The organism is Arthrobacter burdickii (genome assembly GCF_030433645.1).
GTDB lineage: Bacteria > Actinomycetota > Actinomycetes > Actinomycetales > Micrococcaceae > Arthrobacter_D > Arthrobacter_D burdickii.
In genome coordinates this window covers 2,236,874-2,252,109 of record NZ_JAROCG010000001.1, presented here as the reverse complement: position 1 = coordinate 2,252,109, position 15,236 = coordinate 2,236,874, and the positions used below count along the sequence as shown (strand labels likewise).

The 15,236-nt window shown below is 71.5% G+C and carries 15 protein-coding genes; 3 read left to right on the top strand and 12 right to left on the bottom strand.

Annotated features, from left to right (window positions below):
• Positions 1-78 precede the first annotated feature (78 nt).
• The 11 genes from rsmD to P5G52_RS10395 all read right to left on the bottom strand — a co-directional run bounded on the left by rsmD (position 79) and on the right by P5G52_RS10395 (position 11,461).
• Positions 79-651, bottom strand: a complete 573-nt coding sequence (rsmD, locus tag P5G52_RS10445; protein WP_301227139.1) for a 16S rRNA (guanine(966)-N(2))-methyltransferase RsmD — start codon at positions 649-651, stop codon at positions 79-81.
• A gap of 10 nt (positions 652-661) precedes the next feature.
• On the bottom strand, positions 662-1,741 hold the full coding sequence (locus P5G52_RS10440; protein WP_301227137.1) for a sulfate/molybdate ABC transporter ATP-binding protein: 1,080 nt from the start codon (positions 1,739-1,741) through the stop codon (positions 662-664).
• Positions 1,741-2,571 carry an ABC transporter permease gene (locus P5G52_RS10435; protein ID WP_301227135.1) on the bottom strand — a complete coding sequence of 277 codons (831 nt, stop codon included), beginning with the start codon at positions 2,569-2,571 and terminating at the stop codon, positions 1,741-1,743. The genes P5G52_RS10440 and P5G52_RS10435 overlap by 1 nt, the downstream gene beginning before the upstream one ends.
• 51 nt (positions 2,572-2,622) lie before the next feature.
• Positions 2,623-3,423 (bottom strand): molybdate ABC transporter substrate-binding protein, encoded by an 801-nt coding sequence (gene modA, locus P5G52_RS10430; RefSeq protein ID WP_301227133.1) that lies wholly within the window; start codon positions 3,421-3,423, stop codon positions 2,623-2,625.
• On the bottom strand, positions 3,420-3,824 hold the full coding sequence (locus P5G52_RS10425; protein WP_301227131.1) for a TOBE domain-containing protein: 405 nt from the start codon (positions 3,822-3,824) through the stop codon (positions 3,420-3,422). Before P5G52_RS10425 ends, modA begins: the two co-directional genes overlap by 4 nt.
• A gap of 41 nt (positions 3,825-3,865) precedes the next feature.
• Positions 3,866-6,097, bottom strand: a complete 2,232-nt coding sequence (locus P5G52_RS10420; protein ID WP_301227129.1) for an ATP-dependent DNA helicase RecG — start codon at positions 6,095-6,097, stop codon at positions 3,866-3,868.
• On the bottom strand, positions 6,087-7,031 hold the full coding sequence (locus P5G52_RS10415; protein ID WP_301227127.1) for a DAK2 domain-containing protein: 945 nt from the start codon (positions 7,029-7,031) through the stop codon (positions 6,087-6,089). The genes P5G52_RS10420 and P5G52_RS10415 overlap by 11 nt, the downstream gene beginning before the upstream one ends.
• Positions 7,032-7,053: 22 nt before the next feature.
• On the bottom strand, positions 7,054-8,061 hold the full coding sequence (thiL, locus tag P5G52_RS10410; protein WP_301227125.1) for a thiamine-phosphate kinase: 1,008 nt from the start codon (positions 8,059-8,061) through the stop codon (positions 7,054-7,056).
• Between the two features lie 55 nt (positions 8,062-8,116).
• On the bottom strand, positions 8,117-9,538 hold the full coding sequence (locus P5G52_RS10405) for a sugar nucleotide-binding protein (protein ID WP_301227123.1): 1,422 nt from the start codon (positions 9,536-9,538) through the stop codon (positions 8,117-8,119).
• A 4-nt stretch (positions 9,539-9,542) separates the two neighbouring features.
• Positions 9,543-10,541: a dTDP-glucose 4,6-dehydratase gene (gene rfbB / locus P5G52_RS10400; protein ID WP_301227121.1), complete on the bottom strand. Its 999-nt coding sequence runs from the start codon at positions 10,539-10,541 to the stop codon at positions 9,543-9,545.
• 113 nt (positions 10,542-10,654) lie between these two features.
• On the bottom strand, positions 10,655-11,461 hold the full coding sequence (locus P5G52_RS10395) for a hypothetical protein (RefSeq protein ID WP_301227119.1): 807 nt from the start codon (positions 11,459-11,461) through the stop codon (positions 10,655-10,657).
• A 188-nt stretch (positions 11,462-11,649) separates the two neighbouring features.
• On the opposite strand from P5G52_RS10395, the gene P5G52_RS10390 reads away from it, so the two are divergent.
• Both P5G52_RS10390 and P5G52_RS10385 read left to right on the top strand, forming a co-directional pair.
• Entirely contained in the window at positions 11,650-12,138 is a 489-nt protein-coding gene (locus P5G52_RS10390) for a DUF3515 family protein (protein ID WP_301227117.1), read from the top strand.
• 104 nt (positions 12,139-12,242) lie between these two features.
• Positions 12,243-13,100 carry an SMP-30/gluconolactonase/LRE family protein gene (locus tag P5G52_RS10385; protein ID WP_301227115.1) on the top strand — a complete coding sequence of 286 codons (858 nt, stop codon included), beginning with the start codon at positions 12,243-12,245 and terminating at the stop codon, positions 13,098-13,100.
• 111 nt (positions 13,101-13,211) lie between these two features.
• Here the strand turns inward: P5G52_RS10385 and P5G52_RS10380 are convergent, their stop codons facing one another.
• Complete coding sequence (locus P5G52_RS10380) at positions 13,212-14,051, bottom strand: SDR family oxidoreductase (RefSeq protein WP_301227113.1); 840 nt, start codon at positions 14,049-14,051, stop codon at positions 13,212-13,214.
• Positions 14,052-14,183: 132 nt separating this feature from the next.
• Here P5G52_RS10380 and P5G52_RS10375 point away from each other — a divergent pair, with 132 nt between their 5' ends.
• Complete coding sequence (locus P5G52_RS10375) at positions 14,184-15,221, top strand: glycosyltransferase family 2 protein (RefSeq protein ID WP_301227111.1); 1,038 nt, start codon at positions 14,184-14,186, stop codon at positions 15,219-15,221.
• The last annotated feature ends 15 nt before the right edge of the window (positions 15,222-15,236 follow it).

The window sequence follows — 15,236 nt, the reverse complement described above, 5'->3', positions numbered from 1 at the left end:
ACGGCGGACTCCCAGCGCGGTGCCGGCAGGCGGACCGGCACCGCGCCCCTGGCCCTACCCGGCAGGGGCCGGAGCGGGTCAGTCGACGGCGGGCTCCAGGAACCACAGGCGCGTCTCGCCGTACTTCTTGTCCGAGAAGCGTTCGAGCCACGCGGGCCATTCCGGTTCCGGCGTCCTCGCGGATCGCTCGACCACGACGACGGCGCCTTCCGACAGCCGTGTCCGCAGGGCCGCGAGGACGGCGAGCACCCCGTCCTCGCGGACGCTGTAGGGCGGGTCCATCAGGACGAGGTCCCAGGTCAGCTCCGGCGCCACGCGCTCGAGGTACGTCTCGACCTTCGTCCGGTGCACGCGGACGGCTGTCCAGCCCAGCACGCGGTTCACCAGGTCCGCGTTGCGCTGGGCGACGGCGGCCGCCCGGTCGGCGGACTCGACGAGGTCCACGGAGGCCGCACCGCGGCTCGCACTCTCCACCCCGAGCGAGCCGGACCCGGCATAGAGGTCCAGGACGTGCGCTCCGTGGATCACTCCGTAGGATTCCAGGCTCGAGAACAGGGCCTCCTTCACGCGGTCGGACGTGGGCCGCGTCCCGTTTCCCTCGACGCTGGTGAGGGTCGAGCCGCCCGCGGCTCCGGCGATGATTCGGGTCATGCCATCGACTCTATCGTCCGCCCGCGGGACTTCGCAGACCGGTCTCGTCCACGGGATAGACGGTTGCATCCGCAGGACGGACGCCGAGGAAGATCCGCACACCGGGGGCGATTCCGAGCCCGACGGCGGCCGCCGGGGCGACGTCGGCGGCAAGCCCCGCAGCATGCACCCGCACGAGGTCGCCGCGGTGTTCGATGTCGTCGACCTCCGCTCCGATCCAGCTCCACCCCGGCCCGTCCTCCGCTGTCCGGGACACTCCGACACTGACCGGGCGTACGGCGAGGGCGAGGCGCGCTCCGACCGGCGCTTCGTGCTCCAGCGGTACGTCCAGTCCGTTGTCCGCCCGGAATCCCCCCGTCGTCCGCCGCCCCGGCACGAGGTTCAGGCCGGCGAGGCGTGCGCCGAAACTCGTCACGGGGCGTGTCAGGACGTCTCCCGTGGCGCCCGACTCGACGATCCTGCCGCCCTCGAGGATGAGCACCCGGTCCGCGAGCAGGAAGGCGTCGAGCGGGTCGTGCGTCACGAGAATGGTCGGCCGTTCGGCCAGGACCTCCCGCAGGAGGGTGCGGAGGGCCGGGGCGACGCTGACGTCCAGTGCCGCGAGCGGTTCGTCGAGCAGCAGCAGCGACGGGTCGGCGGCCAGCGCCCGGGCGACGGCGACGCGCTGCGCCTGCCCGCCCGACAGGTGGGCGGGCCTGCGGGAGGCGAGGTCGTCCACGCCGACGCGTTCGAGCCAGTGCCGCGCCGTCGACCGGGCTGCAGACCTGTGCTGCCCGCGGCTCCGTGGCCCGAACGCGACGTTCTCCAGCACCGTGAGGTGGGGGAACAGCAGCGCTTCCTGCGCCAGGAGCGCGACACCGCGGTGGCGTGGCTGGGTCAGGACGCGCCGGCCGGCCCCGACGTCGAAGAGGAGCGTGCCGTCCAGTTCCGCCCGGCCTGCTGCCGGAGCCAGGAGCCCCGCCACCAGGTCGAGCAGGGTCGACTTCCCCGCCCCGTTCGGGCCGAGGACGGCGAGCGTCTCCCCCGGGGCCAACTCGAACGACACGTCGAAGCCCCGTTCCGGGAGGGTCGCCGTGAAGGTGAAGCCCATCAGCGGACCGGATCGCGGTCGTTCGCCGGCCGGATCGACGGCATCGCGCTGCCCCCGAGCGGCCGGACCCGGTGTGCGACGCCGACGACGGCGATGGCCACTGCGACGAGGATGAGCGAGAGGGCGACGGCGGCGTCCGGATCCGTCTCCCGCTGCAGGTAGACCTCCAGCGGGAGCGTCCTCGTGGTGCCTTCGAGGCTGCCCGCGAAGGTCAGTGTGGCCCCGAACTCGCCCAGCGCCCGGGCGAAGGAAAGCACCGTTCCCGACACGAGCGACGGCAGTACGAGGGGCAGTGTGATCCGCCGGAGGACCGTCCAGCGTCCCGCTCCGAGGGTCGCCCCGACGGCCTCGTAGCGGGTGCCGGCCGAGCGCAGTGCCCCTTCGAGGCTGAGGACGAGGAAGGGTAGCGCCACGAAGGACTGCGACATCACGACCGCCGTCGTCGAGAAGGCGATGTCGATGCCCAGCGCGTGGAGGCTGCTGCCGAGCAGTCCGCGCCGCCCGAAGGTGTAGAGCAGGGCGATACCGCCGACCACCGGCGGGAGCACCAGCGGCAGGAGCACGAGCGACCGGACGAGCCGCTGTCCCCGGAACGAGGTCCGGGCGAGGACGAGGGCCATGGGCACGCCGACCACGACACAGAGGAACGCCGCCGTGAGGGAGGTCCTCAAACTGAGCAGGAGCGCCGCCTGCGCGCTGTCCGACGTGACGAGGGGGACGAAGCGGGGCCAGTCGACCCGCAGGGCCAGAGCCACCAGCGGCAGGACGACGAACAGGCCGCCCACGACGGCGATCGCCACCACCCAGCGGGGCAGGCTCGCGCCGCTCACCGCACGTCCTCGCTGCCGGCGGCCGGCGGGTGGAGTCGATGGCGGGCCGGTTCAGGGCGCACCGAAACCAGCCGCCCCGAGCACTGCCCGCCCGTCCGCCCCGAGCACGTAGTCGACGAATGCCTGCGCGGTGGCTGTGTCCTTCCTCCCGGCGAGCGCCGCGATGGGGTAGGTGGTCGTTCCACCGGCTGCCTCGGGAAGGGGGATGCCGAGGACCGCGTCTCCCGCCGCCCGGACGTCCGTGACGTAGACGAGGCCTGCGTCCGCCTCTCCGGAGACCACCTTCCCCAGGACATCGGTGACGGACGACTCCTCGCTGACCGGCGTCAGGTCGACGTCCGCGGCCTCCTCGACCTGCGCCGTCGCTGCACCGCAGGGGACCTGCTGGGCGCAGACGACCGTCTTCACGCCGGGCCGGGCGGCGTCCGCGAGGGACGAGATCCCGGCGGGATTGTCAGACGGGACGGCGAGTTCGAGGGTATTGGTGGCGAACGGGACCGCGTCTGCGGCGAGCAGCTCCGCGCCGGCGACCCGATCCAGGTTCCTCGTGTCGGCGGAGGCGAAGACGTCGGCGGGTGCGCCCTCGGTGATCTGCGTGGCGAGGTCGGACGACCCCGCGAAGGTGAGCGTGACGTCCGCGCCGGGGTGAGCCTCCTCGAACCGCGCAGCCAGGTCGGTGAAGGGCGCCGTGAGGGACGCCGCCGCGAAGACGGTGATGGCGCCGTCGACAGCCTCGCCGGTCCGCTCGGGGCGTCCGTCCGCAGGAGCGCCGCTCCCGCAGCCGGCGGCCAGCACGACGACGGCGGGCGCGGCGAGTGCCAGGAGCCGGAAGCGGGACGGCCGCGTCTTCACGCCCTCCCGCCCGGGGTCTCGACGATGACGGTGGTGGCCTTGACGACCGCGATCGCGACGGACCCCTCGGCGAGCCCGAGGTCGCGGACGGCCTCACTGCTCATCAGGGACACCACCCGGTGCGGCCCGCACTGGAGCTCGACCTGCGCCATCACGGTATCCGTGATGATGTCGGTGACGATACCGACGAACCGGTTCCGCGCGGACCGCCCGATGTCCGACGGATCGCCGGGCAGGACGGCGTTCCGCCGGGCGAGCCGCGCGAGTTCCAGCGCATCGACCACGACCTTGCCGGAGGAGTCCTTCGTGCTCCCGAGGATGCCGCCGTCGATCCAGCGGCGGACGGTGTCGTCGCTGACGCCGAGGAACCGCGCCGCATCGCCCACCCGTATCTGCGTCATGAGAAGGATGCTACTCCCGCAGGTGCGGAAGCGCTCGTTCCCTATCCCTTCTCGAGGAACGCTTCCTTCTCGGGGTTCAGGTAGAGGTCGATCGCGAGCGAGAGCCCCGGGTTGTCGTGCAGGTCGGGATCACCGGCGACGATCTCCTGCGCATCGGCCCGCGCCTTCTCGATGACCTTGCCGTGCTGGGTGATCCTCAGGAAGCGCAGCGCCGAGCGGCCGCCGGACTGCGAGGCCCCGAGGATGTTCCCCTCCCGCCGCAGCTCGAGGTCCTTCTGTGACAGCTCGAATCCGTCGGTCGTGGACGCCACGGCGGACAGCCGCTCGCGGCTCGGGTGCCCGGGTTCCAGTTTCGTGACGAGCAGGCAGGTGCCCGCGTGGCCGCCACGGCCGATCCGGCCCCTCAGCTGGTGGAGCTGGGAGATACCGAAGCGGTCCGCGTCCATGATGACCATGAGCGTCGCGTTCGGCACGTCGACGCCCACTTCGATCACGGTCGTCGCGATCAGCAACTGCACGCTGCCGTCCGCGAAGCGCGCCATCACGTCCGCCTTCTCCTGCGGGTCCATGCGGCCGTGCAGCATGCCGCTCGTGACGCCCTGGAGCTGCGGGATCCCGCCCAGGGACTCGACGAGTCCCACGACACTCGTGAGCTCCTGCTGCCCGCCGGGCTTCCGCTCCGGCGCGGGCTCCCCGTAGAGCGCCTCGGGCGCGTCCTCCTCCGTCTTCCCGTCGTCGCCGATCTTGGGGCACACCACGTACACCTGCCGGCCGGCGGCGATCTCCTCACGCGCCCGCGACCAGACCCGGTCCATCCAGGCGGGATGTTCGGTGAGGCCCACCTCGTGGGTGGCGATGGGGGAACGGCCGGCGGGCAGTTCCGACAGCGTCGAGGTCTCGAGGTCGCCGAACACCGTCATGGCGACGGTTCGCGGGATGGGTGTCGCCGTCATGACCAGGACGTGCGGGGACGTGCGGGCCTTGGTGCGCAGGGAGTCCCGCTGCTCCACGCCGAAGCGGTGCTGCTCGTCCACGACGATCAGGCCGAGGTCGAAGAACTCCACGTTGTCGGACAGGAGGGCATGGGTGCCGATGACGATGCCCGCCTCACCCGACGCCGCGTCGAGGAGCGACTTCTTGCGCTGCGCGGCGGACATCGAACCCGTCAGCAGGACCACGCGCGTGCCGTCCGTGGCACCGCCCAGCATCCCGCCCTCGGCGAGCGGGCCGAGCGTCCTGGTGATGGACTGGAGGTGCTGGGCGGCCAGGACCTCGGTGGGCGCCAGGAGCGCCGCCTGCCCGCCGGCATCGATGACCTGCAGCATGGCCCGCAGCGCCACGAGGGTCTTGCCCGAGCCGACCTCCCCCTGCAGCAGCCGGTTCATCGGGTGGTCGCGGGCAAGGTCCTCCGCGAGTGTCCGGCCGACGTCGAGCTGGCCCTGCGTGAGGGTGAAGGGCAGCCGCGCATCGAACTGGTCGAGCAGGCCTCCGCCGTGCGGCGGCCGTGCCGTCGCTTCCTCCCGGGCCGCGAGCGCGCGGCGCCGCGCGAGGGCAGCCTGCAGGACGAACGCCTCCTGGTACCGGAAGCGGTGCTGGGCGCGGTAGGCGTCCTCGACCTGCAGCGGCCGGTGCACGAGTTCGTAGGCCGAGGCGAGGCTCAGGAGCTTGTCGCGCCGGGCGATCGACGCCGGGACGGGATCGTCGAAGTCCGAGAGCCGCAGCGTGTTGAGGATGATCCCGACCGCGGTCGCGATCTGGTCGCTGCCGAGCTTCTCCACCGCCGGGTAGACCGGGATGGGCCGGTGGACGTCCTCGGGGTCGTCGCCCTCGTCGAGGAGGGCGTACCGCGGATTGGTGAGTGAGAGCCTCCCGCGGTACACCGTCACCTTGCCCGAGAACATGGCACGGACACCAGGCTTCAAGTCACGGGCGGCAGCGAATCCGTTGAAGAACGTCAGGTTCATCCCGCCGAGCCGGCCGTCGGCGTCGTCGGTGATCACCACCTCGAGCAGCATCCCCTTGCGCGTGTGCATCCTCCGCGACGCGGCGGACTGCACGCGCGCGATCAGCGTCACCTCCTCGTCCACCGGGACGTCCGCGATGGGCGTCAGCTCTCCCCGCTTCAGGTAGGTGCGGGGGAAGTGGTTGAGCAGCTGGCCCACGGTGGTGATACCGAAATGCTTCGCGAGCTGCTTGGCGACCGGCCCGAGGTGCCGGTCGAGCGGTGCGTCGAGCTCCGATGCGGTCGCCGACCGCGCCGCGTCAGGAGTCACCGGCCTCGGCTCCTACGGCGGGGGCGGCGAGCTGCGTCACCGAGATGTTGACGGGCGTGCCTGCAGCGTGGATGAGGGCGAGGGCAGGACCGGGGTCCGGGACGTGCACGTGGACGCGCCAGCGGTAGCCCTCCTCCACCGCCGTCACGGCACTCATGATGACCGAATCGCCCAGCTCGTCGAGGTGCAGGCGGAGCGTCGCGGCATCCAGCGGGCTCAGGTTGATCGTGCACATGACCTCCACACCCTCGGCGTCGCCGCCGTCGTGGATGTGCGGTGCCTGGATGTCGTAGCCGTGGAGCCCGTCGAGCAGCTCGTCCTGCAGCTCCTCGCCGAGCGCGGCCGCGCGGAGCGCATCGAGGACCAGCAGGAAACCGACGCCGCCGGCATCGACCACCTCCGCGCGGGTGAGCGGACCGAGCTGGCTCTCGGTACGCACGACCGCCAGCAGCGCGTGCTGCACACAGCCCCTCAGGGCCAGCGCGAGCGCGTGGTTGCTGTCATCGCCCGCGTGTCCTGACGCAGCCTCGGCGGCACCCCGCGCGCTCGACTCCAGGACCGAGAGCATGGTGCCGGGCACGGGATCGCTGAGCGCCGACCAGCTGCGGATCTGCGCGCGATGCAGCGCGGACGCCAGGAGCGTGCACGTCAGGCGGGTGGCCCCGTGCAGCGGCTCGGCGAACGCCGCGAGGAAGACGGCGAAGAGGGTGCCGGAGTTGCCGCGGGCATCCTCCATGGCGGCCCTGCCCGCGATGGCGAGCAGCTCCCCGAGGTCCGAGGTCTCGGCCTCGTGGGCTGCATGCGCCGCGGATCGGACGGTCTGGTAGAGGTTGGTGCCGGTGTCGCCGTCGGCCACGGGGAAGATGTTGATGGCATTGAGGCGGTCACTGTGGTTGCCGAGGGACTCTTCGGCCTTGCTCAACCAGCGCTTCATCGCAACTGCGTTCGCGGTGATTTTAGTCTGCAAAGTGATCCCATCCCCCGAGGGCAGTCGCCTGTGACGCCAGTGTCACCTGCGGCGTGCCCGGCACTACCGAGCCTACCGCAGTGAACCCGGGTGGCAGCAGGGCGTCCTGCGGGAAGGTGGCGAGGAGCCCGTGGTCCTCGCCGCCGCCGAGCACCCAGACCATCGGGTCGACGCCCAGCAGATGGGCGGCCGGGAGCAGCGGATCGGCGTACCGGCGCAGGAGGGAGGGGTCGAGGTCGAGCCGGACCCCGCTCGCGGTCGCGATCCGGCCGGCGTCACGGACCAGGCCGTCGGAGATGTCAAGCATCGCGCTCGCGCCAGCAGCCGCGGCCGCAGGACCGGCAGCCAGCGGCGGGTAGGGACGCAGCTGGGCGGCGACGAGCTCCTCCCCCGGCGAGCCGAAGTCCTCGACGGGGCGGCCGTCCTCCAGGATGGCCAGGCCCGCTGCGGCGCGTCCCAGCGTTCCGGCCACGGCGACGGTATGACCGGCCCGCGCTCCGGAGCGCAGGACCGGGGCCCGGCCGTCGAGCGTTCCCGTGACCGCCGCGGTGATCACGAGCTGTCCGCCACCCCCGAGGTCGCCGCCGACGACGGAGCATCCGGTGGCACCGAGTCCACGAATGGCGGCGGTGAGTCCGCGCGCGCAGTCCTCGACCCAGTCCACGGGTGTCTGTGGCGGAAGGGTCAGGCTCACCACCAGGGCGGTCGCCGTGCCGCCCATCGCGTTGATGTCGCTCAGGTTCTGGGCAGCGGACTTCCAGCCGACGTCGTAGCCGCTGGTCCGGAAACCGTTGACCCGGACCAGCCGGAAGTCGTGGTCCTCGACGAGGGTGTCCACGGACACCACGACCGGCCCGCCGTGGTCGGCCAGCACCGCGGCATCATCACCCGGGCCGACCACCGTGCCGGTGGCCGGGCCGAGCAGCGGGAAGATCCGGGCGAGGAGCTCGCCCTCACTCAGGTCGCTGACAGCGGGGCGCTGCGAGGTCTCGGTCATGATGCCTACCGTACGGTGCGCGGCCGACACTGCGGTCCGGGACGGCCGGGCCGGCTCACGCCGTCGTCAGCGCCGCGACGTAGGCGGAGAGCCGGTCGGCCGACGAGGCGGGTGCGAAGCCCGTCGCCTTGAGCTTCGTGAGGTCGAGTGTGCTCCGGAGCGGGCGAGGGGCGGCTTCCTTCCCCGCGAAGTACGTCTCCGTGCTCACACCGGTGACGTCCGCGCGGTCCCTGCCGCAGAGGGCGTACACGTCCGCGGCGATCTCCGCCCAGCTCTGCGCATCGCCGTCGTTCGTGACGTTGTAGGTGCCGAACGGAGCTCCCGTGCCCAGGAGGTGCAGTATCGCCGCGGCGATGTCCTCCGTGAAGGTGAGGCGTCCGATCTGGTCGTCGACGACGCTCGGCGAGATGCCGCGGCCCGCGAGGCCGGCCATTGTCCGCACGAAGTTGTTGCCCTCGCCGATCACCCAGCTCGTGCGCAGGATGTAGTTGCGGGGCACCGTGGCGACGAGCGCGTCCCCCGCGGCCTTGGTCTGTCCGTAGACGCCGAGCGGGCTGACGGGTTCGGCCTCGTCGTGGAGTTCCCGCGACCCGTCGAAGACGTAGTCGCTGGAGATGTGGACCAGGGTCAGGCGGTGGGCATTCGCCACCCGGGCGAGGGCGGCGACGCCGGCGACGTTGACGGCCCAGGCGGCCGCGCGGCCCTCGGGTGTCTCCGCGGCGTCGACCGCGGTGTAGGCCGCGGCGTTGATGATCGTGTCGTAGGACGCCCAGGGCCGTGCGTCGTCGAGGGCCCCGCCGAGCAGGTCGAGTTCGGCGCGCCCGGCGAATTCGACGGAGGGGTGGCCGGCGAGGGCGATGCGCAGCGCCTTGCCGAGCTGGCCGTCGGCCCCCACGACGAGCGTCCGGCGCGGAGCGAGGGGTGCCACGTCGGCGAGCCGCGGGTGGTTCCGGTCCTTCTCGGACAATTCCGCGTCGGCGAGCGGGATGGGCCAGTCGATGGCGGCCGTCTCGTCGGCGAGGTTGAGGAACACGTACTGGTCCTGCGCATCGGCGGACCAGTGGTCGTTGACGAGGTAGGTGTAGGCGGTGCCGTCCTCGAGGGTCTGGAAGGCGTTGCCGACTCCGCGCGGGATGAAGATCGCCGTCGACGGATCGAGCTCGGCCGTGAAGACGGCACCGAAGGACGGCCCCTCGCGGAGGTCCACCCACGCCCCGAACACGCGTCCCGTGGCGATGGAGATGAACTTGTCCCAGGGCTCGGCGTGGATGCCGCGCGTGGTGCCGGCGGTCTCGTTGAAGGAGATGTTGTTCTGCACGGGACCGAAGTCGGCGAGGCCGGCGGCGGTCATCTTGGCCCGCTGCCAGTTCTCCTTGAACCAGCCGCGGTTGTCACCGTGGACGGGGAGGTCGAAGAGGACGACGCCGGGGATCGGCGTCTCGCGGGCGGCGAGGGGCTTCGAGAAAGCGGGTCCCATGGCCTTACTGCCCCAGCTCGGTGTACTTGGACTCGGTGACGGCCTTCTGCGGGCGCCACCAGTCCTCGTTGTCCCGGTACCAGGCGATGGTGTCGCGCAGGCCCTGCTCGAAGTGGTGGAACTCGGGGGTCCAGCCGAGTTCGGTGCGCAGTTTGGTGGAGTCGATGGCGTAGCGCAGATCGTGTCCGGCGCGGTCCACCACGTGGTCGTAGGCGTCGGCGGGCTGACCCATCTCCGTGAGGATGAGTTCGACGACGTCCTTGTTGTTCCGCTCGCCGTCCGCGCCGATCAGGTAGGTCTGCCCGATCTCGCCCGTGGTGAGGATCGTCCACACCGCCGACGAGTGGTCGTTCGCGTGGATCCAGTCCCGCACGTTCAGGCCCTCCCCGTAGAGCTTGGGGCGGACGCCGTCGATCACGTTGGTGATCTGGCGGGGGATGAACTTCTCGACGTGCTGGTACGGCCCGTAGTTGTTGGAGCAGTTGCTGATGGTCGCCTGGACGCCGAAGGAGCGGACCCAGGCCCGTACGAGCAGGTCCGACCCTGCCTTCGTGGACGAGTAGGGGCTCGACGGGTTGTAGGGCGTGTCCTCGGTGAAGCGCGCCGGGTCGTCGAGTTCGAGGTCGCCGTAGACCTCGTCGGTGCTGATGTGGTGGAACCGCTTCCCGTACCGGCGCGCCGCCTCGAGCAGCGTGTAGGTGCCGATGATGTTCGTATCGAGGAAGGGACGCGGGTCGTGCAGCGAATTGTCGTTGTGCGACTCGGCCGCATAGTGCACGACGGCGTCGGCGCGCTCGGTGAGCGGATCGACGACGGCGGCGTCGGCGATGTCCCCGACGACCAGTTCGAAGCGGTCGCCGGGCAGCCCCTCGAGCGAGGCATGGTTGCCGGCGTAGGTCATCTTGTCGAGGACCGTGACGGAGGTGTCCGTGTGCTCCATCAGGTAGTGGACGAAATTGGACCCGATAAAGCCGGCGCCGCCGGTCACCAAGAGATTCTTCACGTCCTGCACTTTACCGGGCGGAACCGGCACTGCCGGAGCGGGGCGCGGCCGGGCCCTGGTTTGCGCAGCGACGGAGGCGCCCGTCCGGTACCAGGACGGGCGCTCCCCGTGCCTCAGGACTGGTGCCGGCCCCGCCGTCGGACGGCGAGGACCGCGACGACGCCGAGCGCGACCGCGAGGATCCCCGCGCCGATCCACGCCGCCGGGGCCGGGGACGAGGTCCGTGCCTCCTGCACCGCCTGCGCCGTGCTGCTGGCGGTGGGCGTGCCGGAGCGGCTCGCCCGCGGGGTCGCGCTCGTCGAGGACGTCTCCGCCGGGGGCACCGGGGCGGCGGGCGCCTCGGTGGCCGGGGCGGGCGTACCGGAGGGCGACGCGGAGGCGGAGGCCGTCGCCGAGGCCGTTGCCGTCGCTGGTGCCGTTGCTGGTGCCGTTGCTGGTGCCGGTGCTGTTGGTGACGGGGTCGGCGTCGTCCCCCCTGGGCCCGGAGCCGGAGCGGCGATCTCGCCGTCGACCTCTCCAACCTCGCCCGTGACCTCGTCGTAGCGCAGGTTCGTGTAGATGAGGGTGTCGGCGAACAGGAGGTTTCCGGTTCCGGGCTCGATCAGGTACCCGGTGGCAGGGTGGACCAGGAACCCGGTGCGGGCGTTGATGGCGAAACCGGTCTCCGGGTCGATACCCGACGTCGCCGTCGGGTCGGCAGCGGGTGGAGCCGGTTCGCCGAAGGTGGCGGCCGGCTGCGGCTGCTGTGCCACCGCGGGTTGCTGCTCGGTCATGGCGGGCAGGACCGGGGCCGGCTCGGGTTCGACCGCAGAGGCGGCCATCGGTGCGGCGAGTACCGCACCCGCGAGGAGGGCGGCAGCGGCCCCGGACAGAATCCTGGTACTGGCGGTTGTCGGGGTACGGCGGTGGGGCGCGTTCATGTTTCCTCGGCTCGGGCTCTCGCCCCCGGCAGGCTGGAAGGCATCGCGCGGGGTGCGGGTGGAACAGCAGCCTGAGACCGGCTGCGGCTCTCGAATCCTACTGTCGGCCGTATTCCCCGCCCTGCTTTCCGGGAAGGACGACTCCGTCGTGTCGCCGCGGTGCACGGGCCACCTACTAGGCTGGAGCCATGCCTGCCCTCCCCCGTGTCGGAACCCGCCTGGTGCCCGCGGCGGTGCTGCTTCTCGCGCTGTCCGGCTGTGCCTCCGCGGTGGATGTAGACCCCGCCGGTGATGCCGCGAACGCCCGGTGCGCCGACGTGATGATCGCCCTGCCACCGACGGTCGCCGAGAACGATCAGCGTGAGACGACCAGCCAGGCGACGTCCGCCTGGGGGGATCCCTCGAAAGTGGTCCTGCGCTGCGGGGTGACCGTTCCCGGACCCACCACCGACCCCTGCGTGACCGTGAACGACGTCGACTGGGTGGTCCGCGAGGGGGACCCGGCCTGGACCGCCACCACCTACGGGCGCGACCCCGCCGTCGAGGTCCTCTTCGACCCGGACGAGGTCGCATCGAGCACCGTCCTCGTGGAACTCGGGGACGCCGTGTCGCGGATCGGGCAGACGCGGGCGTGCGTGGGACTGTCCGACGCGACCCCCGTACCCTCGGGCGGCTGACACCGTCCCGCCCAGCCACGCCGGCACGGGCCATCCCGACCGCATCAACCAGCAGCCGGACCGGCACCGAGCCATCCCGACCGCACCAACCACCAGGAGGAAACGTGAAAGCCGAGCAAATCTCCGACGTCTGCACCTTCCACGGCGAAGGCCCGTACTGGGACCCGCGCCGCGGCGAGCTCCTGCTGGTCGACATGATGGAGGGTGATGTCCTGGTCCGCCACGAGGACGGCAGCATCGACCGCCACGACGTGCACCCGCGGCTCGCGGGCGTGATCCGGGGCCGGGAGTCGGGCGGCTACGTGGTCGGGGTCGAGCGGGGATTCCTGTTCGCCGACGACGGCTTCTCCGTCCTCGAGCAGGGACCGGAGGCCTTCAGCGACGCGGCCGTGCGCATGAACGACGGCGGCTGCGACCCGGCCGGACGCTTCCTCTGCGGATCGATGGGCTGGGAGGGCGGCTTCGGTATGGGCACCCTCTACTCCCTGGGCACGGACCTCTCGGTGTCCACCGTGCTGACCGGAGCCACCATCTCGAACGGCCTCCACTTCTCCCCGTCCGGCGAGACCGCGTTCTTCAGCGACACCCCCACGGGGAGGATCGACGCCCTCGGGTACGACGTGGGGACCGGGCGGTTCACCGATCGCCGCACGTTCGCCGTCGTCGAGCCCGCGCTCGGCATGCCCGACGGCATGGCCGTCGACGCGGAGGGCGGTATCTGGACCGCGCTCTACGGGGGCGGGGCCGTCGCCCGCTACGACGCCTCGGGCAGGCTCTCGGAGCACATCCCGCTGCCCGTCACGAACGTGACCGCGTGCGCCTTCGGCGGAACGGACCTGGGGACGCTCTTCATCACCACCACGCAGGAGAACATCCCGGAAGGGTCGGAGCCGACAGCGGGCGCCCTGTTCGCCGTCGAGCCCGGAGTTGCCGGCGCCCCCCTGCCGATGTTCAGGGGGTAGATGGTCAGGGGGTAGCGCACCGGCATTCCCCGGACGACCACTGTCAGGCGTCCGGGGAATGCCCGAGAGTCCTTCGTCGCCGGTCCGGCCGCGGATGGGGCCGGCGGGACGTCAGAGGATCGGCTTCCCTCCGGTGACCGCGATGCGCGCGCCCGAGACGTAGCTGGCCTCGTCGGACGCCAGCAGGACGTAGACCGCCGCAAGTTCAGCGGGCTGGCCGGCCCGCTGCAGGGGGACCTGCTGGCCGAAGCTCTCCACCTCGTCCTCCGGCATCGTGGCCGGGATGAGCGGGGTCCAGATCGGACCGGGCGCCACGGAATTCGCCCGGATGCCGCGTTCCGCGAGGAGCTGGGCCATCGACGCCGTCATGTTCGCGATGCCGGCCTTCGTCGCCGAGTAGGGCAGCAGGGTGGGCACGGGGTTGTCAGAATTCACCGAGCTCGAGCCGATGATGGACCCGCCCGGCGGCATGACGGGCAGGACCGCCTTCGTGAGGTGGAAGAACGCGCTGAGGTTGATCGCCAGGGTGCGGTCCCACTCCTCGTCCGGAATCTCCTCGATGGTCTCGTGCGTCATCTGGAAGGCGGCATTGCTGACGAGGATGTCCACCTTCCCGAACTCCTGGACGGCCTTGTCGATCACGGCCCGGCACGTCGCAGGATCGGCGAGGTCACCCGGGAACAGGACAGCCTTGCGCCCGGCCTCCTCCACCCACCGGGCCGTCTCCCGGGCGTCCTCGTCCTCGTTCAGGTAACTGATGAGGACGTCGGCACCCTCCCGTGCATAGGCGATGGCGACAGCCCGGCCGATGCCGCTGTCACCGCCCGTGATGACCGCCTTCTTGCCGGCGAGTCGTCCCGACCCGCGGTAGGACTGCTCTCCGTGGTCCGGGGTGGGCTCCATGGCACCGGTTGTTCCGGGCGGTTCCTGCTGCTGCGCTGGCTGGCTCACTGTTCCTCCTCGTGTCTACGGGCAATTCCGCCCGCCGGTTCCTTGCACCCTCACCGTAAGCACGCTTAGTAATTGAAGGGAAGCGGCCAGCCGGTCCGGAAACACGTTGCACAAGGAGGACACCCGCCGTCCATGCAGTACGCAGCCGAATACATCCTGCCGTTGAAGTGGAACGGCGCGGGGCCCGTGACGGAACTGGCGCACTACCTGCGCGACCTCGTCCGCTGGATCGACGTCACCGTGGTGGACGGCTCCGACGAGCCCTCCTTCGACCGGCATTCCCGTGCCTTCCCGCCGGAGGTCCGCCATCTCCGGCCCGATCCGGACCTCGTCCGCCGGGGCGGCAACGGGAAGGTGCACGGCGTGCTGACGGGGCTCGCCGCGGCGCGGCACGAGCTCGTCGTGATCGCGGACGACGACGTCCGGTACCGGCGCCCCGAGCTCCAGTGGGTCCTCGAGCTCCTCGAGGAGTCCGATCTCGTGCGTCCGCAGAACTACTTCGCCCGGCTGCCGTGGCACGCCCGGTGGGACACGGGCCGCACACTGCTCAACAGGGCGTTCTCCTCCGACTATCCGGGTACGCTCGGCGTCCGCCGGAGCACGCTCCTCGCGGCGGGCGGCTACTGCGCCGACGCCCTCTTCGAGAACCTCGAGCTCATCCGCACCGTGAAGGCGGCCGGTGGTGTCGAGGCCCGCGCCGACGACCTCTTCGTGGCACGACTCCCCTGCTCCTCCCGGCACTTCGCCCGGCAGCGGGTCCGTCAGGCCTATGACAGCTTCGCGCAGCCCGGACGGCTCGCCGTCGAACTCGGCCTGCTGCCCGCGGTCCTCCTGGCCCGACCTGCCCCGCGCCACCTCGCGCTGGCAGGACTGGCGGTCGTCGCCGTCGCCGAGGTGGGCCGGCGACGGCGGGGCGGACGCCACGTCTTCGGGCCCACGGCCGCCCTGTGGGCACCGGCCTGGCTCCTGGAACGCGCCGTCTGCAGCTGGCTCGCCGTCGCGAGCAGGGCACGTGGGGGCGTGCGGTACGCAGGCGGCAGGATGCTCCTCGCAGCGCACCCGGAGCGGTACCTGCGCGCGCAGCTCGAGCAGCGCGGCGTCGGCGGCGTGGTGCCGGCAGGGGCCACCTCTCCCCCGGCGGCGCCCACGCGGGGTCCCTCGGGAAAGTAAGTAGACTGATGGCTC